A 19,090-nucleotide genomic window follows, 5' to 3' on the forward strand; every position below is an offset into this window, starting at 1 on the left:
AAGCTTGACACAGATTTTTACGGCAATACTTGTTGAAAAAATCGAATGTAAAGCAAAGTGTTAATATTGCTCTTCGCTTAAATTTCCAAAAGCCGAATTATACATTCTCTTAATTCAAGAGTGTTGGTTAGTTCTATTGCAATAAACGGAATGATGTGTTTTTGGATGTGTTGTGAGTTCAATGCGTTTTCTATATCAGGGGAAACAGATATTGAAATTAAATAACGTACTATTTTCAATATCTGTAAATAGGAAAGTTAGGCGAAGTTATATGTATTCACTTAAATCATTTGGAATATTAAGATCAATATCGACTGAGTATCCTGGTAACTGAATTTTATCTTGTGAAACAGTAAGGTCTTCACCTGATAATACATTGTACCCAAAGTGGTAAATGGGCTTAGACTCACCAAGAATAGCTTGTTGGTTGTAAGCGGTGCTTTTTATTTTGGTTTCATGGTTTAGGTCAAAGTAGCGATTTAATGTTTCTTTAGAATGTTTCTTCTGGAGCATTTGTAGCACCTTGTGTGGCGCTAAGAGTACTGCTGTACCGTTATTACCACCAAATCCTTTGGAGTTTAACAGTGCGCCGTCAAAGTATTCTTTGCCGTACTCTTTATGTTCAAGTTGAAAAGACAGGCCCTCAGTATGGACATCATCTGCAAGAGCTGGCGTAGTTGTGATACCTGGTAGAATGCCATGCTCCCATACACCTAAGGATATGTGGAGTTGATCTCCCCCAGCTGTTCCTTGAGAATGACCTAGAAACGCTTTAACAGCCGTGACTGGTATATTTTTCGCGCCAAAACTTTTCGCAACCTTACTTAATACGTGAGATTCTGTGATCCTATTCTGAGGTGTGCTTGTGCCATGGGCTTGTATGAACGTTTTGTTATGTAAACCTTCTTCACCAATGATGTTTTTCAAGTAAGACATTGCTTTGCCCATGGTGAGGTAATTACCGATTCCTGGAGCAGAAATGGATTTTTTGTGGCCGTCAGCAAAAGAGTAAACCGCCGGAATTGCCCCATGGATGTTTGCACCTAACTCAAGAGCAAGTTCATCATCCATAAGCAGAGTCCATTGACTTGACTCTCCAATGGTGAAACCGCAGTTATTAGCAAAAGGTCGGCAGCTTTGTGTATGATCGGGCTCTGCTTGATCCGTCAATGAATCTAACGCCAGTAGGGCGGTATCTTCTGCAAGGGCTCCCATAGTGCGAAAGCCTTCAATGATCTCTGGAGTAATAGGAGCGTCACTGCCCCCTACCATAGCAACGCGAATATCGCCGGACTTGATGCCTACAATTGCTTTTTCTAAGTTAAAAAAGTATGTTGCGCAAGCTCCAATAGATGTGCCAACAATACCAGCACTGCCAAGTACGTAGGCATTGACAAAATCTGCTGGCATTTGAGCGTAGCCTAAAGGAAGATGTTTAGATGTGGTTCTTTTCCCTTGAAGTGCCGACTTAAGCATGCCACCAAACCCAAAATCATCCATTTGACCAATGGAGTTTGCAGCGAATACAGCGACTTTGTCGGGAGAGACGCGATCTAGAATGCTTGACCACGGAATACCACTGCTGTTTATTGCGTCGGAAGCACCATAAATCGTCATTTGAAGGCCGCGAGGATGATTTCTACTTTGATACATAGTAGAAGGGTCAAAGCCTGTTGGTAATTGTCCTGCGGCTTTGACGCTTAAATCTTTTGTGTCTTTTATCAGGGCTTCTAAATTACCTTCAACTGTTACCTCTGAAAGGGAATCTGAAAGAGCTAAAATAGACCAGTTTTTTGGTAGTTTGTCCGGTAGAGAACGTGTTTTTATTGTAAAAACGATGTGCTCATCGTTAGTGCTAGGAGATAGAATAGAAGACTTATGCAGAACAACATTGTCTACATCAAATAATGATGGGTGTATGCGTCTAATTAAGGTCTTTGCAAGAATGGATTCGCTGAATGATTCGATAAACGATTCTGTATCTAATTGTTCACCGGAGTCGGTATACCAAATTCCATTTCTGTGTTCAGCTGTACTCGTCAGTGTTGCTAGATCCAGCAATACTTCTTGTTGTACTGAGCTTGGCAACATATCAAAAATAATTCTTCTATAAGCTTGGTGTGATGAAGAACGACCAGCTGAGTTGATTCCGCCAAAGCCAACAATAACAGGTAAACGGGCCAAATGAATTTCCTCGTTTGAAAGTGGATGATAAAGGCTAGCTATTGTAAAGAAGGTTTGTAACCTTAGCTAGCCTGAAATAGTTAATGACTTCAATGAAGTAGCTTTATTATGAGTCTGGCTTATTTGCATCTCTTTTATTACTTGTTAATAGTTATTTCTCTATTAAAGTATCTCTTTTTTGATTGTATTTCCAAAGTTTGTTGTATCTTATAAGCTCTTCAATTTCATCGATATAGTCTTGACCCCTTTGAGAATAGTTCAGTAAACCAGATGCGAGTGCTATACCTGTAATAGGTTCTTCGCTACTTCTCAATTCGGATCGCTTTTTACGTAAGTCTTTATAGGCTGCATTAATATTTAAATTGTCAATATAAGCGAACACGGATTCTTTAGCATTTTTAAACCGTTTTACTTCATGGTCGGCATCATAATCTCTATTGACTGGAACAAGTCCACAACCTTTTCTAAAGCACCATTGACCAAAGTAATTATTGCCTTCCAACGCGAACCGAGATGTTCCCCATGCGGACTCGTTGGCGGCTTGAGCAAGAGCTAGGGATTCAGGAATAATGTCAACATGAGGTAATAGCTCTCTAATAATGTCGTGAGTGTAAACATCGACTTTCTCTAATCTAAAAATACCACGAAGAGCTTTTAGCCATCTCTTATCTTCGCGGGAAGGGGGCTCTTTATTATTTAATATCTCGTATATTTTTTCTCGGTCTCTTATTAAAAGCGCATTCTTTTCGATTACATAAGGCAACAAGTAATGAAAGAAGGTGTCTTTTTTCTCTTGCGTATCCGTTATTTTTGCAAAATCTGGGGGGCTGTTTTCATCTTTGACTGCTTTTCCAGTTATTTGTGGCGTCGCTTTATCTTTTTTATCTTTGACAGGCGGTTCTTTAACAATGTTGGGCTGACCCTTATCCTCATCAATTTGAGATTTAGGATCGACATCCACGACTGTTTGATCATTTGATTGCGATTGTTTTATTGGTTCCAACTTTAGCCACAGAATGAATATAACTAGAAAGGAAAGCACCCATAATATTTTTCGTTCCATAACAAGTAGAAAACCTATGCGTATTAAAAAGTGATCGGCTGACCGAAGTATGTATAAACTAACACATTAAGCCAAAGTCTGAAAATAGGGTGGCGTGTTCCTTCATTAATTACGAAAAAAAACCATGAAATACAGGCTTAGGTCGTTTTTGATGTCTATAATGTCTTTTTTTGATACGGATCAAGGTGTTTAATGATGAATAGACCTTGAATGAAGACATAGAAAAATATGGGGTTATAGGTGAAAAAAATGTCTTTTATAGACAAAATGATGATCGAAACTTATGTTCGAATGATTCGACAGGTGCTTAAAAGACAGTTATGCCTAAAAAATTAAATGTACTATTAATGCCTCTTATTCTGATTACGGCGTGTATGTATGTAGGAGCGTATATACATTTAATACCATCTATATGGCTTAATATTTTTATATACTTGCCTTTTGTGTTTGCTGGAGTATTGATCTTACTTGCATGGCATTTTAACAAGGGGCGACTGCTAGTCATTGCGATCCTTCTGTGTATACCTCTTTATCAGTCATTCTTCAATGAAAATGGCCTGAGTTCTCTTAGCTACATCACTGTCACTGTTGTAAATTTATCTGTTGTTGCGTTTATGCGTGAAAGGGGGTTTTTTAACCGTTTTGCGGTCAATCGAATTGCTTTTATCGGGATGCAGCTTGCTTGGTGCTTGGCATTTGAGAAAGAGTGGGTTTCTTTTCCAATACTAAATGAACGGATATTAGCTAATGAAACGCCTATCTGGTCAACACTGATCCTATGGGGGGGGATCGTTGCCTGTTTGATCTTAAGTAAGTTGTATTGGTGGCGTACCGAGAGCGACATAGGTGCTGGTGTTCTTATTACGCAAGTTGCTTTAGTCATTTTATTTTATGTTGTTAATTCTGAAAATCAAATCTCTTTATTGTTATCAGGGTGCTTTCTGGTTTGGATTCTTTATATATTAATTGAAAGCCATCGAATGGCCTATGTCGATGATCTTACTCAGCTTAATAGTCGTAGAGCACTGAATGAAAAACTCTTAGCCTTGCCTAAACGCTATGTAGTAGCGATGGTGGATGTTGACCATTTTAAAAGATTTAATGATACGTATGGTCATGACATGGGCGACTTGGTGCTTTATCGAGTGGCTAATGAACTGTCTAAAGTTTCCGGAGGTGGAAAACCATTTCGTTATGGTGGTGAAGAATTTACGATTATATTTTTTAATAAAAGATGGTCAGATGTTGAAGATAGTTTAGAGAACCTAAGAGAATCAATTGAAAATATGCGTGTTAGTGTGATTGATCCCAAAAAGGGCATAGCAAAAAACGTACAGGTAACGGTGAGCTTAGGGGTAAGTGAGTCACGGGTAAACATGACACCAGAAGAAGTGATTAAATTGTCTGATGAAGCGTTGTATCAAGCGAAACGTAAAGGTCGAAATCGAATCGAGCTAAATAAAAAACAAACCTGAACAAGCGGTTAGAAAAGATAAGGTCATCTATTGTTTAAGAAAAATAATGTGTTTATAATTGCTTTATGAAATTTATGTTTCAAGCATGATTCTGCATTCTATCTTAGCTTAGAATTCTATTAGAACGGATTTAAGTGGATAACAGCGCCAACGTGGTGCAACAGTTTAATCAATGACGAATGCCTATAGTTATTGTATTACTCTGTTGTGAGGGGAAATAGGGAGCATTATGCTCCCTTTTTTTATGCTTTTTTGAGCGAACGATGATGACTTTCTTGCAAGGAGCAATAAAATGCTTCTATATTAGATACATAGGATGCTTTTTCCTTTAGAAAAAGGATGTTATTGTATCTTACATAATATCCCTTCTGTGTTTTATATTTACTAGTTCTATTGTTATCTAAATTCTTACTGAGAGGTGTCCTTTTGATAGATGATACAAAGCGTGCTAAGGATCAGTTGAAGATCCATATACGTGAACAAAATCAAGCGCATATATTGGAATGCGCTGAAAAAGTTTTTGCAAGACAGGGATTAGCTAAAACGACGACACAAATGATTGCTGATGAAGCGGCGCTTCCTAAAGCGAATATCCATTATTACTTCCGTTCTAAGAAAGATTTGCTAGAAGCCGTTTTGGAAAATATTCTAGAGCTGTGGTTAGATTCCGTTAGTGCTTTTGAAGAAGAAGACGGTCCTAAATTATCTCTAAGCCGCTATATTAGTGAAAAAATAGATCATTCTAGAGAAAACACCAATGCTTCAAAAGTGTTTGCGATGGCTTTAATTGGTGAAGAGCCTTTTGTTCTAGAGTTTTTGCAGGCGCATTTTGTTAAAGAACTTGCAAGAGAAAAGCAAATTATCGAAAACTGGGTAAGTGCTGGATTAATGAAGCCAGTTTCAACAGAGCATTTATTTATTAGTCTATGGGCTGTTACTCAAACGTATGCTGATTTTGACGCTCAGATTAAGATTGTACTAAATAAAACCAAACTGACAGAAGATGATTATGAAGATGCAAAAGACTTTATTATCAAAATGATCTTATCTGTGTGTGGCATTAAATAGAATGAGGATTTCGTCGTATGACCATTGAAAGTAGTATCACATTTTTTATTGCGATTTTTATATTTGGCATTACTCCAGGTCCTGGGGTGTTTGCAATTTTAGCGAGAAGCATGCTTAAGGGCGCGGGCTCTTGCTTTTGGCTAAGCACTGGAATGGTAATCAGTGATATTGTCTATTTGATCATGGCGTGTTTGGGGCTTGCAACGGTTGCGGCAACATGGGAAGAGCTTTTTATAGCGATTCGAATTGTTGGCGCGGCGTATCTTATCTACCTTGGATGGAAGATGTGGACCATTAAGGTCGATGCAATGGATTCAACGTTAGATGAACAACCTCATGTTGGCGGTCATGTTGCAAGCTTTGTTCAAGGTTTTTTGATTTCTGCGTCTAACCCTAAAGTAATTATTTTTTATATAGCGTTTCTACCGACCTTTATGGATTTGGCATTGTTAAGTTCTCAGGATGTGGTGATCGCTTCAGTGCTCACTTTTTTTGCTCTATTGTCCGGACTAATGCTGATTGCGCTAGGTGCTTCTCAAGCAAGACGATATTTAAAATCTGAAAAGTCGATAAAAATACTTAATAGAACCGCTGGTTCGATCATGGCGGGCGCAGGATTTTATATTGGTTTACGAAGCTAGATTAATTAACCTTCTTGCTGTAATTTTGTGCCAAACATTAGACATTAAAAAGCCCTCTGTGTTGAGGGCTTTTTAATGACAAACTAATGGCATTATCTGTTCGAATTTTTTAGAGCAACTCGAACTCGTTATCGGGTTCCATAAATTCGATCGCCAGCATCGCCCACGCCTGGACGGATGTAAGCATGATCATCTAATTCACGATCAATCGTGCCAATGTACATAGGTACATCACCGTGTTCCTCTTTAAAGGCAGTAATGCCTTCTGGCGCAGCAAAAAGACAAATAAATCGAATGTCTTTTGCCCCCAGTTTTTTCATTTTCGAGATTGCCGCTGCGGCTGAGTTTCCCGTGGCTAGCATTGGGTCAACAACAATAATGGTGCGTTGATCAATGGAATGAGGCATCTTCAAATAATAATCAACCGGTTGTTTGGTTTCAGGGTCTCGGTACATACCGATATGGCCTACACGGGCCGATGGAGATAACTTTAAAACGCCTTCAGCCAAGCCATTACCCGCTCTCATAATAGTAACAATACACAACTTTTTTCCTTTTAATACAGGACTCATGGCTTTTTCTAATGGTGTTTCCACTTCGACATCAATGGTGTCAAGGTCTCTTGTTGCTTCGTAACCAATGAGAGTTCCTAGCTCTTCAACTAACATGCGGAACTCACGCGTACCGGTATTTTTGTCTCGCAAACTGGTTAGTTTGTGTTGCACAAAAGGATGATCTACGACAGAAATGTCCGAGTGTTTTTGTAAAATTTCGGCTGCTTTCATTGATCTGATTCCTTAACCTTTGTATTTGAATGTAATGTATGCTTATTGATTTATAGAAAATAATAGCACACAGCTACGTACTTTATGTGTTTGTTTTCATTTGCTAATAGTTGTAATTAGTACTTTTGTCATTACATAGTTAACAAGCAATTCGTGAGTCCCACTATTTGATTCATTGAGAAGAATATGAATAACGATGAAGAATACCTAGATAATATTTCCGAAACAGTTCTTGATGACGACGCTGCAGATAATGAAAGCATTGTTATTGATGATCCAAAGGCGTTGGCCTTACCTGAAGATGTTCTACCTGAAACATTGTATTTATTACCTGTTTCTAGTCGGCCGTTTTTCCCTGCTCAGGTGCAGCCAGTTATGGTAGATGCAGATCCATGGGAGGGGACGTTAGAAAGAATTTCTGATGCTCAGCAAAATGTCGTTGGTCTGGTGTACGCCGAAAAAACAAATGCAGGACCGCCTTCTATTGACACATTTAGACGTATTGGTTGTGTGGCGAAGGTGCATAAGGCGGCATTAGAAAATGGAAAAATCACCTTTTTAGCCCAAGGTGTGAAACGCTTTGAAGTTGTTGAGTGGCTTAGTGAGACAGCTCCCTATTTAGCTCGTGTTCGTTATATGAACGACAGTAAAGTAAAGGATGATGAGTCAAAAGCCTATTCCATCGCCTTGTTAGATGCCATAAAGGAGTTGATCCGTTTAAATCCTTTGTTTAGTGAAGATCTTAAACAATATTTAGGTCGTTTTACATTTAGTGAGCCTGGTTTACTTGCTGATTTTGCGACATCGATTACGTCAGCTGAACCTGAAGAGTTGTATGAAGTTTTAGCAACGCATACGATCCAGCCTCGGTTAAATTTAGCGTTAGTTTTAATTAGAAAAGAATTGGAAATAGCACGATTACATAATGAAATCAGTTCTGAAGTGAATGAAAAACTGAGCAAGCATCAAAGAGAGTTTTTCTTGAAAGAGCAGCTGAAAATCATTCAAAAAGAACTGGGTCTTACTAAAGATGATAAAACATCAGATATAGAGACGTTTAAAGAGCGGCTGTTGAATAAAATAGTACGTGAACCCGCACAAATTAAAATTGATGAAGAATTTAATAAACTGAGTGTGTTGGAGCCAGGTTCACCTGAGTATGGCGTTACTCGTAACTATTTGGATTGGGCCACAGCGTTGCCTTGGGGGGTTCATTCAGATGACAACCTAGATATTAAGTCGGCAAGAGATATCTTGGAAAAACAGCACGCTGGATTAGAGGATGTGAAAGACCGTATTGTCGAGTTTTTAGCATTAGGTGCCCACCGTGAAGAAATGGGTGGCTCAATTATGCTTCTAGTTGGCCCTCCAGGTGTGGGTAAAACATCGATTGGTAAATCGGTCGCTGATGCTCTCAATCGAAAATTCTACCGCTTTAGCTTAGGTGGAATGCGTGATGAATCTGAGATTAAAGGACATCGCAGGACGTACATCGGTGCTTTGCCTGGGAAGTTTGTACAGGCATTGAAAGAAGTTCAAGTTGAAAATCCAATTATTATGTTGGACGAGATCGATAAAATGGGGTCTTCGTTTCAAGGAGACCCTGCTTCCGCTTTACTAGAGGCGCTGGATCCAGAACAAAATTCAGAGTTTTTGGATCACTATCTTGATATGAGAATTGATTTATCGAAAACATTGTTTATTTGTACGGCTAATCAACTGGATACCATTCCCGCACCTTTATTGGATCGAATGGATGTTATTCGCTTGTCTGGTTACACTTCTGAAGAGAAGTTAGCTATAGCTAAGTTGCATTTATGGCCTAAGTTATTAAAGAAAAATAAATTACTTAAAAAACAACTAAACATCACGGATGCGGCATTAAAGCATGTTATTGAGGATTATGCTCGTGAAGCTGGGGTGCGTGGCCTTGATAAGTTGTTACAGAAAATTTTAAGAAAATCGGTTGTTCAATTTATGCTTAATGAGGCCGAAAGTATTAATGTTGGTGTAAAAGATATTGAAGCATTGCTTGGTATGCCATATTTTAGAGCTGAAAAAGCAATCCGAGGCGTTGGGGTTGTTACTGGCTTGGCATGGACATCCATGGGGGGAGCCACTTTACCTATTGAAGCAAACAAAATTCACGAATTGAGCCGTGGTTTGAAACTTACGGGGAAATTGGGCGAAGTTATGAAAGAGTCGGCTGAAATTGCGTATTCTTATGTCTGTTCTCATACAAAATCTTATCAATTACATCCTGAATTTTTTGATAAATGTTTAATTCATTTACATGTACCAGAAGGTGCAACACCAAAAGATGGGCCAAGTGCAGGTGTGACTATAGCAACAGCACTAATGTCTCTTGCTAGAGGTGAGCCTATTCGTCGACCATTGGCGATGACTGGTGAGTTAACATTAACGGGGAAGGTACTTGCTGTAGGTGGGATTCGAGAGAAAATCATTGCTGCAAAGCGAATAAAAATTCATGAAATTATACTACCAGAAGCGAATCGTCGAGATTATCAAGAGCTACCTGATTCCATAAAAGAGGGGATGACCGTGCATTTTGCTGGTCGATACTCAGATGTAGAAAAAATTGTGTTTGATAAGAAAAAGACAGAAGTGCACTAATCTTTCCGAAGATTTGAAAGTATTCTTGCTTTAGGGTTTGTTAGTACTAGGATACATGAGAAAATAATAAGAACCGAACGCGTTAATCTTTATCGTGTTCGGTTTTTTTATTGTTTAATTGATTCATACATTCGGAGAATAAGATGCCCCCAGAGGCAAAGTTTACTCAAGGTTCGACATTAAAACATGTGGTTATTATGTCGGCTACGGGTGCTTTTGGCCTTATGTTTATGTTTTTAGTCGATTTGGTGGATATGTGGTTTCTATCCATGCTTGGAAAGAAAGAGGCGGTTGCAGCGGTAGGTTTTGCAAGTGTCATTTTGTTGTTTACGATTTCTATTAGCATTGCTGTAGCGATTGCTTCGACAGCTCTGATCTCGAGGGCAGTTGGGGCGGGCGATATGGCTTTGGCTAAGCGGTGCTCAGTGAATTGTTTGGTTTACGGTATTGTTTTTTCCTTTACTATTGTTTGGTTTATTTACCCTAAAATACCCCACTTGTTACTTTATATTGGGGCGAGTGGTCGAGCATTAGATCTTTCAATTGACTATTTACAGATACTCATTTTTGGGATGCCAGCAGTCATGGTCGCCATGATTGGCTCTGGGATCATGAGGGCAATCGGTGATGCTCGCCGTGCTATGTACGCCACTTTAATAGGCGGCTTTGTAAACGCACTTCTTGACCCCATTCTAATTTTTGGGTTCGGATTAGAGGTCCAAGGTGCCGCGATCGCGTCCTTAATTGCACGCATTTCAATGATTGGTGTGACGTATTATTGTGTTATCCATTTGTACAAAATGTTAGCCGAGTTTGATTTATTGGATTTCTATCATGATGTGAAAGTGATTTCATTGATTGCCATACCCGCGATGTTAACCAACTTTTTTTCACCTTTAGCCAGTGTTATTGTAATAGAGCATTCCGCCAACTTTGGTGATGAGGCCGTTGCTGCTATTGCGATTATCGGACGTGTTGTTCCTGTCGTTTTTGGTGGGGTATTTGCCTTAACGGGTGCTGTCGGTGCCATTTTAGGTCAGAACTATGGTGCTAAGTCATTTAAACGCCTGCAAGAAACATTAACCAGTGCGGTCATCTACAGCTTTGTTTATTGTTTAATTATGTGTTCGGTATTGTATGCTGGGCAAAATTGGTTAATTACCACATTTAATGCGACGGAAGCGACCGCGGATTTAATACAATTTTTTGCCACATTTACGTCATTTAGCTTCTTTTTTCAGAGTTTGCTTTTTATCGCATTAGCCACATTTAATAATTTAGGGAAGCCCTATGTCGGCACCTTGCTGAATTTTGGGCGTGCTACGTTAGGGACATGGCCTCTCATTGTTGTTTTCTCGTGGTTTTTTGGGGCAGAAGGCATTCTATTCGGGCAAGCTGTGGGGAGCATCATCTTTGGCTGTTTTGGTTTTATAATGGCAAAACGATATATTGTTCAATTAGAAAAAGAAGCAATGCTTGCTGTTAAATTAGATCGAAGCATTCCATAAAATCCTTATCCTCATCTCAAAGCGAATGTGTTAAGTGAGACACTTATGAAGTGAGCTTCTTTATTTTGCTCTTTTAAATTTGTATGGATCAATCTTTTTAGTGTTTGAGTGCGGCTCTTCATGAACAAAGCTGAAATGTAAATGTGATTAAAGAAACCTATCAAAAAAAAACATGTGGTCGATAAAAATATCTGATTAAATGTTAAAACCGTAACAAAAAATGTTTAAGGTGGAGGTGAAGGTGTTAATTTCTAGTGACGAGCTGATTTCTCAATTGAGGGATACAAACGTGGTTGTTTTAGACAGCCGCTTTTATTTATCAGATCATAATAAAGGACGTCAACTCTTCCTTGAAAGTCATATCCCTAATGCGCGTTTCGTTGATCTTCATACTCAATTGTCCTCCGAAGAAACCGAAGAAACGGGTAGGCACCCTTTACCATCTATCGAAGATTTTATTGAGACAGTTCAGTTATTAGGAATAACTCAGGACAGTTTGGTGGTTGTGTATGATGATATGGGGGGTGCGATTGCTTCTCGATGCTGGTGGATGCTTAATCAATTGGGAGTGAGGGCTTGTGTTCTTGATGGCGGTATTACTAGGTGGCTTCAAAAGGGGTTACCTATAGAGTCAGGTGAGGCAACTTCTTTTTCGGCTGTTGACAAAATTAAATGTGATTTAACTGCTTTTTCATTATCGGTAGATGAGCAAGACGTTATTCAGAACTATGAATTAAATCAGTTTTGTTTACTGGATGCCCGTGCAGAGGAACGATTTAGTGGTGAAGTAGAAACTATAGATCCTGTTGCTGGGCACATACCTGGAGCCAAAAATCGGCCTTTTTCGGAAAACTTAGACTCGAATGGCTGTTTCAAATCACCGAAATTGTTAAAAGAAGAGTTTGAAGCATTAATGGAAAATGAGCTGCCTTTTGTGCATTATTGTGGTTCTGGTGTTACAGCTTGTCATAATGTGTTGGCTTTAAACATTGCGGGGATTGAGCAAAATAAGGTTTTTGTTGGGTCTTGGAGTTTATGGTCAAAAAGAATGATGCGTTTAGTAATTCAATCACAAGAAGATGTATAAAAAACAGTAACCTGTAGGCTAATTAATGAGTAATTCGACGTTATTGATATTGAAAAATGCTTCTTTTGAAGTCGGGGTCTGTCCTAAAAATGGAGGAGTAATCACGCATTTCACTTCTCCACACAGAGGGGAGAAAATTGATTGGTTTAGAGCAATTAATATAGCAGAATTAAACAATCCAATTGATGCATTGAATGCCGCATCGTTTCCCTTATTTCCTTTCTCTAACCGTATTGCTAACAATATGTTGAGTATAGGGGGAGAGGATTATAAGTTGTCCTCTAATGTTGAAGGATGGCCTCAAATAATTCATGGTCATAGCTGGTTAGGAAAATGGCACGTCACGCATCATAGCGATACAGTAATCACGCTTACTTTTAAGTTCCCTAATACTTCTGTGGAATGTTGTGGTTGGCCTTATTCTTACGAAGCGGAACAAAAATTCGAATTGAGTGATACAGGGCTCAATATACAGCTGAAATTATTGAATACGAGTGACAAGGTTATGCCTGCTGGAATGGGCATTCATCCTTATTTTTGCACAGAGCCAAATATGCAGGTGTCACTGAATACTACAGGTCAGTGGTTCGGCGATGAATTAAATATCCCTCATACCCATGAGTCAGAAACGGTTGCTGTTTTATCCTTTAGAGAAGGTGAGCTCACTAAAGAGTTAGATCATAATTTCACTGGCTGGGATGGCGTTGCAAATATTCACTGGCCATCTCATGGAGGAACTTTACAAATTAAAGCCTCTGACTTATTTAGAAATGCGGTTGTGTATTCACCCAAAGAAGAGTCTTATTTTTGTTTAGAGCCTGTTACTCACACGACAAATGCATTTAATCAGAGTGATTTGTCAGATGTCCTTGGCGGTACTCAAATGCTAGCGCCTAGTGAAAGTATTCAAGGGGATATTCAGTTTACCCCACAGAATTTCGAGTAGTGGAATAGTAGGGCTAAAGATCAAGAATGTACCGCTAAAGTGCCTATCATGTAAGGCGCTTTAACGGTAAGGTTATAACGTGTAAGTGTATTGAAAATAGTAATAGAGCGGTCTATTTAGGTGTGGTGCCAGCAATGAACATTTGAACTTGTTGGTTCTGTTCCCCCCAAATTTTTATTTTAACGGCAGCTAGAAAAGTTTCTGCTTCTTTAAGTGTGACAATGCCGTCAATAAGTTTTACACCAATACCTTCCTGAGCGAAGAAAAAGCGCCAAGTATGCCCTTCTACAAGAACGTCCCCTTCCCCATTTAAGTAAGCTACCTGCTGCCATTTGTAATCATCTGGCACAAAACAAGAGAGCTCCTGGCCTGCTTCCCCATAGACTAAATCAGGTATGTATCCTTGACGATCAACAAGTTCAAATTTCATAGGCGTACTCCATATTATTGTTTTTTCTTTAGAGTAGCCTGATTACGATTGTTTTGCTGTTATTATTTTTATCTTTTATGCTGAAATTCGACTTTTGATTGAATACATCTATAAAGCTCCATAAAATGGCGGTAAATATTAATTAGATGAGTGCGGAGCGAGAATGAAAATAGCAGTGGTTGGGACCGGTTACGTTGGGATTTCAAATGCATTATTGTTAGCACAAAATAACGAAGTGATTGCCTTAGACGTTGTAGAGGAAAAAGTAAGCTTATTAAATAAAGGCTTATCGCCAATTGCTGATGCTGATATTGAATATTACCTTGCTCATAAAACACTAAACTTCAAGGCAACCTTAGACAAATTTGAAGCGTATAAAAACGCGGAATTCATTATTATTGCCACACCAACAGACTACGATCCTCATACCAATTACTTTAATACATCACTAGTTGAATCTGTGATACAGGATGTGGTTGAGATAAACCCCTTGGCAACTATAGTAGTAAAATCGACTGTACCTGTTGGATTTACTAAAAGGGCATCGCAAGACTACAAAACCGCTAATCTTATATTTTCTCCAGAATTTTTGAGAGAAGGGAAAGCTCTTTATGACAATTTGAATCCCGCGCGTATTGTTGTTGGTGAAGAGTCTGAACGGGCTAAGATGTTTGCATCTCTTCTGGCCCAGGGAGCAACTAAGAAAGATATCGATATTTTATTGACCGGATCGACCGAAGCGGAAGCGATTAAACTGTTTGCGAATACTTATTTAGCTATGAGGGTGGCTTTTTTCAACGAGTTGGACAGTTTTGCCGAAACTCAAAATCTTAACTCAAAACAAATTATTGAAGGCGTTAGTTTAGACCCTCGCATTGGCGGACATTATAACAATCCATCATTTGGTTATGGCGGTTATTGTTTGCCGAAGGATACCAAGCAGCTGCTGGCGAATTACGAGAAAGTTCCGAATAATTTGGTTCGAGCCATTGTTGAGGCGAATGCAACACGTAAAGATTTTGTTGCAGAGTCTATTTTAAAAAAGGCACCGAAAGTGGTGGGGATTTATCGTTTAGTAATGAAGGTAGGTTCAGATAACTTTAGAGCGTCTGCTATTCAGGGAGTGATGAAGCGTATTAAAGCGAAAGGTGTTGAGGTTGTTGTGTATGAGCCTGTACTTGATGATGAGAGTTTTTATAACTCCAAGGTGATTCAAAACATCGATGAATTTAAGTTAGTGAGCGATGTTATTGTGGCAAACCGTATTACTGATGAAATTTCAGATGCGTCAGATAAAATTTACACACGTGATTTATTTGGTATGGATTCTTAGTTACGCAGTTATTAAACATGAAAGATTTAGAGTACTTTAAAAAGAGAGCGAAAAAAATTTGGTATTACTTATCCGAAATGATTAAAGTAAGTAAGCCTGAGTTTGTTGACTATCAAGCTTTACTGTCAGATATGTCAATCGATGAAGACATTGAAAAACGTGTTGCATACTACTGTAAAAGTCAGGGTGTATTCCCTATTGGCGAGGCGGTGGCGATCGGTGATTTTAAGAAAGGCAAGAGTTTTACTTATTACGCGGATACGAAGAAAGTCGTGAAGTTTTTCCCTAAAACGTTGCGTTTCCACTATATTTTTGGCGATGTGACCCATATTCCAGATGTGCCTTCTTTTGTAAAAAGTCGACCAGTAGCAGAAGATAATCAAGCATCAATTTTACTCAAACTCAATGCAATTCGTCATTATAATTTCATTAATGACTCGCAAAAATTCACCGACAAAAAAAGCTTAGCTGTTTGGCGTGGAATGATTTATCAAGAGCATAGAAAAATACTAACGGATAAGTTCTCCACTCATCCTTTATGTGACATTGGCCATTGTGATGAAACGCTTAAAGATGACATAGGGTTTAAAGGTTTCTTAACGATTGAAGAGCAGTTGAATTATAAATACATAGTCAGTGTTGAAGGGAAAGACGTTGCGACAAATTTAAAGTGGATCATGTCTTCAAATTCAGTGTGTTTCATGAGGCGACCACGGTTTGAAACATGGTATATGGAAGGTTTGTTAATTCCTGATGTTCACTACGTCTTGTTAAAGGATGATTTTAGTGATTTAGAGGAAAAAATTCAGTATTACAATAAGAACCCTTTGTCTGCGCAACGTATTATTGATAATGCTCAGTATTATACCCAGCAATTTAAAGACGCTAGTAGAGAGCATAAAATTAACCTTTTAGTTGCGAAAAAGTATTTCGAATTATCTGGTCAACTATAGAAACGAATAAATATGCTGAATTAGTTTATCGGTATCATAACGGCCAACCGTCGTAGATCTGGTATAATCCATCGTCATGAAAATGATACCAGATACCTCACCAAACGACGTTGAATCCCTGAAAAAGTTACTGCTTGAACAACTATCTAAGATCAGTGAAAAAGATTCGGCTCTCCAGCAAAAAGATTCAAATTGAGCTCAGTGGTAATCTAAGAATTAGAACATTCTTGAGCAATTGCGTTTTGTTCAACAGCGACAGTTTGGTGCAAGTTCCGAAGTCATGCCTGTTCAGGGTGATTTATTTGATGAAACATCAGAAGTTGAACTCACTTCACAAGAGGAGGATGGGCAAGAAACAGAAATGTCTGTGGCTAAAAAACGTGTTCAACCTAAGTGCAAGCCTCTGCCCAAAGATCTTCCTTTTCCATTTAGGAAGTAGCTCATTTTTTGATGTAGATTATTTTTTTATAGAGAGACAAATACCTTTCAGCCATTTTTTCCGGGGTGTAGTTTTCAGTGTGTTTTTTAGCGCCTATAACCAGCTTTTCTTGAAGTGTTTTGTCTTCGTAAAGTTTTATTATGACGTTTTTCAGTGCCATACTGTCATTTGGTTCGACAAGTAGTCCTGTTTTATTGTTAATTATAATGTCTGGGATACCGCCAACGTTAGAGGCAATTATAGGGACACCAGCATCCATTGCATCTAATAAAGTCGAACCCAAGCCTTCATTTCTCGATGGGAAAGCAAAAAGGTCGAAGTAGGGTAAGTAGTCTCCAATATTAGGTTTAAACCCCATCCATGTAACATTTTTATTTTCTCTAGATAAGGACTCAAGCTCTTCTTTGTCAGAACCGTCCCCGAAAAAGACTATGTGGAGGTTTGGATGGCTTTTTTCTAGTATGCTCGCGGCCTCTATAAGAACTTTTTGTCCCTTATGCTTGTCTACAAGCGCACCTATATGGCCAATAATGGTTTTCCCTGGGAAGGCTTTTTTAAATGCTTCGCCTTCTTTGGGATTAGTTTCTAAGTGAGCTAACGTACTAGGTATTTGATAAACTTCTCCCCATTGTTTATCACGAATATGATTGGCAATAAGTGTTGATATGCCGACTAATGCTGATGCATTACTATAGGTCCTTTGATTGAGCCATTTATCTTTAATAATCGTATCTACACGGCGTGTAATTATATAAGGAATGTTTTTGAGTCGTTTATGAAGGTATGACCAATGTACTGCTTTGGCTTCATGTGCATGTATGATATCCGCTGGAGGGGTTGAGAAGTGACCTAATAGTTGGTGGTTCACTTCAACGAATGTTAGGTTATCAACGTCTCCAAGCCTTTCTCGAAGAGGCGAGTTTGCGCGACAGGCTAGCAATTGTTTAGTATTAAAATACTTTGACAAAGCTCTGATAAGAAGCTCAGTTTGTCGTTCGCCACCACGGAAACCTCTGGAGAGATTTACATGAAGTACTGTGAAGGTTTTATTCAATGTATGTCGCCTATTTTATTACCAAATATTTTTAAAGTCGTCTTGTTTTGTGACGCTCGGGTCTCGTTGATATTCCAGTAGCTTTGCGTATTTTAGATAACTATTAACAGCCGAACTTAAAGCAACTGTCATTCCATCCACACCTCCCAGAAAGCCCCTTTGAAATACATATTTTCTAATGAAGGCATTTAGTCCATGAATGAATGGAGATATGGAATTGGCTCGTTTACCCTGTGCATACATTATTTTAGCGGCTCTTCCGCTGAAGTTTCGACCAGGTTTAGCAAATAGCTCACCGATATTCTTAAAGGAATAATGAATAATATCAGCATCAATGTTTTTGACTTTTCTAGTTTGAACGCTTGCGTGTTGCTTGACATCGGCAAAGCGGGTTTTTTCAGTATTATATAAACGGATACAGCGATCTGGATACCAACCGCAATGCTTAATCCAACGATTACCTATCCAGTTTTGACGGCGAAATGAATAACCTTCAAAATCAAGAGATTTTAAATCTAGTTGTTGTATGGCTTTTGTCATTTCAGGGGTGAGGCGTTCATCTGCATCTAAGCTCAATACCCAAGAGTGTTTAGTGTGATTTAAAGCAACATTTTTTTGAATGCCATCACCCAAATAAGGTTGATTTACTATTATGGCACCTAAGTTTTTTGCAATTTCAATCGTATTGTCAGAGCTTCCTGAGTCAACTACGATAATTTCATCACAAACAGTCTGCATAGATTTAATACAAGAAGCGATGTTTTTTTCTTCGTTTAAGGTGATAATGTTGCCTGAAATGTTCATTTTTGGCCCTTTGATAAATTAACAGCGAATTCGGTCACGTTGTCGGTTGTAATGGTTTTGATGCTATGGCCTTTAAAGGGAAGTACTTTAACTGACTTTGAGTGCTTAGGAAACCATTCTACATTAGGTTCTCTGAAGAACCCTGTATAAGGTTTTTGCATGCATTGTGTGATATATGACGGCCCACAATCATTAGCAATGGTTAAGTCACAATAATTAACAAGTTTTGAAATATCGTGCAGGGTCATATTTATGTGTAAAGATAAATTATTGATGGCGCCCAAATTTTGTATGTATTGAATTTCTTCTTCATCTAGGCCCAATAAAATGTGTATGTGACATTTTATGTTAAGTTTTTCGGCAATGTTATTTCTAGCAGTAACAAACTTTCAATTCCCCACTTTTTGACGCCTCTGGCCCCACCGCCAGGCATCATTAAAATATCCAGTTTTGCTTTTTCAAGTTCCGGTACAGACTTTTACATTAATGTGAAAAGGGTAGAGCAAGAGCGGCTAATAAGGCTTGCTCATTCTTAATAAAAACATTCATGTATCTTAGGGAAGGTGCGAATAAGTCTACTAAGACTCGCAGGGCATGGTCTAAAAGCCAGTATTCTTTGTTGAGTATCTCTAAAATAGGCCAGCTATTCACATTCGATACTCGCTTCGAATAGCCGGCTTTTATCC

At 38.6% G+C, this 19,090-nt stretch carries 17 protein-coding genes; 10 read left to right on the top strand and 7 right to left on the bottom strand.

What is annotated here, in order from left to right; genetic code table 11:
• Positions 1-267: 267 nt before the first annotated feature.
• On the bottom strand, positions 268-2,184 hold the full coding sequence (locus ACMUMJ_RS03635; RefSeq protein WP_414677431.1) for a beta-ketoacyl synthase: 1,917 nt from the start codon (positions 2,182-2,184) through the stop codon (positions 268-270).
• 151 nt (positions 2,185-2,335) lie between these two features.
• Entirely contained in the window at positions 2,336-3,247 is a 912-nt protein-coding gene (locus ACMUMJ_RS03640; RefSeq protein ID WP_414677432.1) for a glucosaminidase domain-containing protein, read from the bottom strand.
• Positions 3,248-3,567: 320 nt separating this feature from the next.
• Between ACMUMJ_RS03640 and ACMUMJ_RS03645 the strand changes: the two genes are divergently transcribed.
• From ACMUMJ_RS03645 to ACMUMJ_RS03655, 3 genes are all read left to right on the top strand, one after another.
• A complete protein-coding gene (locus tag ACMUMJ_RS03645) occupies positions 3,568-4,722 on the top strand; it encodes a GGDEF domain-containing protein (RefSeq protein ID WP_414677433.1) in 1,155 nt (384 codons plus the stop codon).
• A gap of 426 nt (positions 4,723-5,148) precedes the next feature.
• On the top strand, positions 5,149-5,790 hold the full coding sequence (locus ACMUMJ_RS03650; RefSeq protein WP_414677434.1) for a TetR/AcrR family transcriptional regulator: 642 nt from the start codon (positions 5,149-5,151) through the stop codon (positions 5,788-5,790).
• Between the two features lie 17 nt (positions 5,791-5,807).
• Entirely contained in the window at positions 5,808-6,431 is a 624-nt protein-coding gene (locus ACMUMJ_RS03655) for a LysE family translocator (protein ID WP_414677435.1), read from the top strand.
• Positions 6,432-6,559: 128 nt separating this feature from the next.
• On the opposite strand, the gene upp is transcribed toward ACMUMJ_RS03655, so the two are convergent.
• Positions 6,560-7,216: a uracil phosphoribosyltransferase gene (gene upp / locus ACMUMJ_RS03660; RefSeq protein ID WP_414677436.1), complete on the bottom strand. Its 657-nt coding sequence runs from the start codon at positions 7,214-7,216 to the stop codon at positions 6,560-6,562.
• A 186-nt stretch (positions 7,217-7,402) separates the two neighbouring features.
• Between upp and lon the strand changes: the two genes are divergently transcribed.
• The 4 genes from lon (at position 7,403) to ACMUMJ_RS03680 (ending at position 13,391) form a co-directional block, all read left to right on the top strand.
• Positions 7,403-9,850 carry an endopeptidase La gene (gene lon, locus ACMUMJ_RS03665; RefSeq protein WP_414677437.1) on the top strand — a complete coding sequence of 816 codons (2,448 nt, stop codon included), beginning with the start codon at positions 7,403-7,405 and terminating at the stop codon, positions 9,848-9,850.
• Between the two features lie 143 nt (positions 9,851-9,993).
• Positions 9,994-11,358: an MATE family efflux transporter gene (locus ACMUMJ_RS03670; protein WP_414677438.1), complete on the top strand. Its 1,365-nt coding sequence runs from the start codon at positions 9,994-9,996 to the stop codon at positions 11,356-11,358.
• Positions 11,359-11,599: 241 nt separating this feature from the next.
• Positions 11,600-12,445: a sulfurtransferase gene (locus tag ACMUMJ_RS03675; protein WP_414677439.1), complete on the top strand. Its 846-nt coding sequence runs from the start codon at positions 11,600-11,602 to the stop codon at positions 12,443-12,445.
• A 25-nt stretch (positions 12,446-12,470) separates the two neighbouring features.
• Positions 12,471-13,391 carry an aldose 1-epimerase gene (locus tag ACMUMJ_RS03680; protein WP_414677440.1) on the top strand — a complete coding sequence of 307 codons (921 nt, stop codon included), beginning with the start codon at positions 12,471-12,473 and terminating at the stop codon, positions 13,389-13,391.
• A gap of 112 nt (positions 13,392-13,503) precedes the next feature.
• On the opposite strand, the gene ACMUMJ_RS03685 is transcribed toward ACMUMJ_RS03680, so the two are convergent.
• Positions 13,504-13,821 carry a hypothetical protein gene (locus ACMUMJ_RS03685; RefSeq protein ID WP_414677441.1) on the bottom strand — a complete coding sequence of 106 codons (318 nt, stop codon included), beginning with the start codon at positions 13,819-13,821 and terminating at the stop codon, positions 13,504-13,506.
• 163 nt (positions 13,822-13,984) lie between these two features.
• Here ACMUMJ_RS03685 and ACMUMJ_RS03690 point away from each other — a divergent pair, with 163 nt between their 5' ends.
• The 3 genes from ACMUMJ_RS03690 to ACMUMJ_RS03700 all read left to right on the top strand — a co-directional run bounded on the left by ACMUMJ_RS03690 (position 13,985) and on the right by ACMUMJ_RS03700 (position 16,546).
• Positions 13,985-15,154: a nucleotide sugar dehydrogenase gene (locus ACMUMJ_RS03690; RefSeq protein ID WP_414677442.1), complete on the top strand. Its 1,170-nt coding sequence runs from the start codon at positions 13,985-13,987 to the stop codon at positions 15,152-15,154.
• A gap of 17 nt (positions 15,155-15,171) precedes the next feature.
• Positions 15,172-16,107 (top strand): glycosyl transferase family 90, encoded by a 936-nt coding sequence (locus tag ACMUMJ_RS03695; RefSeq protein WP_414677443.1) that lies wholly within the window; start codon positions 15,172-15,174, stop codon positions 16,105-16,107.
• Between the two features lie 235 nt (positions 16,108-16,342).
• Complete coding sequence (locus ACMUMJ_RS03700; RefSeq protein ID WP_414677444.1) at positions 16,343-16,546, top strand: IS66 family transposase; 204 nt, start codon at positions 16,343-16,345, stop codon at positions 16,544-16,546.
• A gap of 1 nt (position 16,547) precedes the next feature.
• Here the strand turns inward: ACMUMJ_RS03700 and ACMUMJ_RS03705 are convergent, their stop codons facing one another.
• The 3 genes from ACMUMJ_RS03705 to ACMUMJ_RS03715 are packed head-to-tail and all read right to left on the bottom strand — an operon-like array spanning position 16,548 to position 18,727.
• Positions 16,548-17,600 (bottom strand): glycosyltransferase family 4 protein, encoded by a 1,053-nt coding sequence (locus tag ACMUMJ_RS03705; protein WP_414677445.1) that lies wholly within the window; start codon positions 17,598-17,600, stop codon positions 16,548-16,550.
• Positions 17,601-17,618: 18 nt separating this feature from the next.
• Positions 17,619-18,404, bottom strand: coding sequence for a glycosyltransferase family 2 protein (locus ACMUMJ_RS03710; RefSeq protein WP_414677446.1), 786 nt, complete (start codon positions 18,402-18,404; stop codon positions 17,619-17,621).
• The gene (locus ACMUMJ_RS03715; protein WP_414677447.1) at positions 18,401-18,727 is read right to left on the bottom strand and encodes a glycosyltransferase family 9 protein; all 327 of its coding nucleotides are present in this window, start codon (positions 18,725-18,727) and stop codon (positions 18,401-18,403) included. The genes ACMUMJ_RS03710 and ACMUMJ_RS03715 overlap by 4 nt, the downstream gene beginning before the upstream one ends.
• Positions 18,728-19,090 lie beyond the last annotated feature (363 nt).

Source organism: Marinomonas phycocola, from assembly GCF_047525455.1.
GTDB lineage: Bacteria > Pseudomonadota > Gammaproteobacteria > Pseudomonadales > Marinomonadaceae > Marinomonas.

Excerpts from the sequence above, each read along its gene's own strand:
- ACMUMJ_RS03640 (WP_414677432.1), bottom strand. The coding sequence starts at position 3,247 with ATGGAACGAAAAATATTATGGGTGCTTTCCTTTCTAGTTATATTCATT.
- ACMUMJ_RS03645 (WP_414677433.1), top strand. The coding sequence starts at position 3,568 with ATGCCTAAAAAATTAAATGTACTATTAATGCCTCTTATTCTGATTACG.
- ACMUMJ_RS03655 (WP_414677435.1), top strand. The coding sequence starts at position 5,808 with ATGACCATTGAAAGTAGTATCACATTTTTTATTGCGATTTTTATATTT.
- upp (WP_414677436.1), bottom strand. The coding sequence starts at position 7,216 with ATGAAAGCAGCCGAAATTTTACAAAAACACTCGGACATTTCTGTCGTA.
- lon (WP_414677437.1), top strand. The coding sequence starts at position 7,403 with ATGAATAACGATGAAGAATACCTAGATAATATTTCCGAAACAGTTCTT.
- ACMUMJ_RS03670 (WP_414677438.1), top strand. The coding sequence starts at position 9,994 with ATGCCCCCAGAGGCAAAGTTTACTCAAGGTTCGACATTAAAACATGTG.
- ACMUMJ_RS03680 (WP_414677440.1), top strand. The coding sequence starts at position 12,471 with ATGAGTAATTCGACGTTATTGATATTGAAAAATGCTTCTTTTGAAGTC.
- ACMUMJ_RS03685 (WP_414677441.1), bottom strand. The coding sequence starts at position 13,821 with ATGAAATTTGAACTTGTTGATCGTCAAGGATACATACCTGATTTAGTC.
- ACMUMJ_RS03690 (WP_414677442.1), top strand. The coding sequence starts at position 13,985 with ATGAAAATAGCAGTGGTTGGGACCGGTTACGTTGGGATTTCAAATGCA.
- ACMUMJ_RS03695 (WP_414677443.1), top strand. The coding sequence starts at position 15,172 with ATGAAAGATTTAGAGTACTTTAAAAAGAGAGCGAAAAAAATTTGGTAT.
- ACMUMJ_RS03710 (WP_414677446.1), bottom strand. The coding sequence starts at position 18,404 with ATGAACATTTCAGGCAACATTATCACCTTAAACGAAGAAAAAAACATC.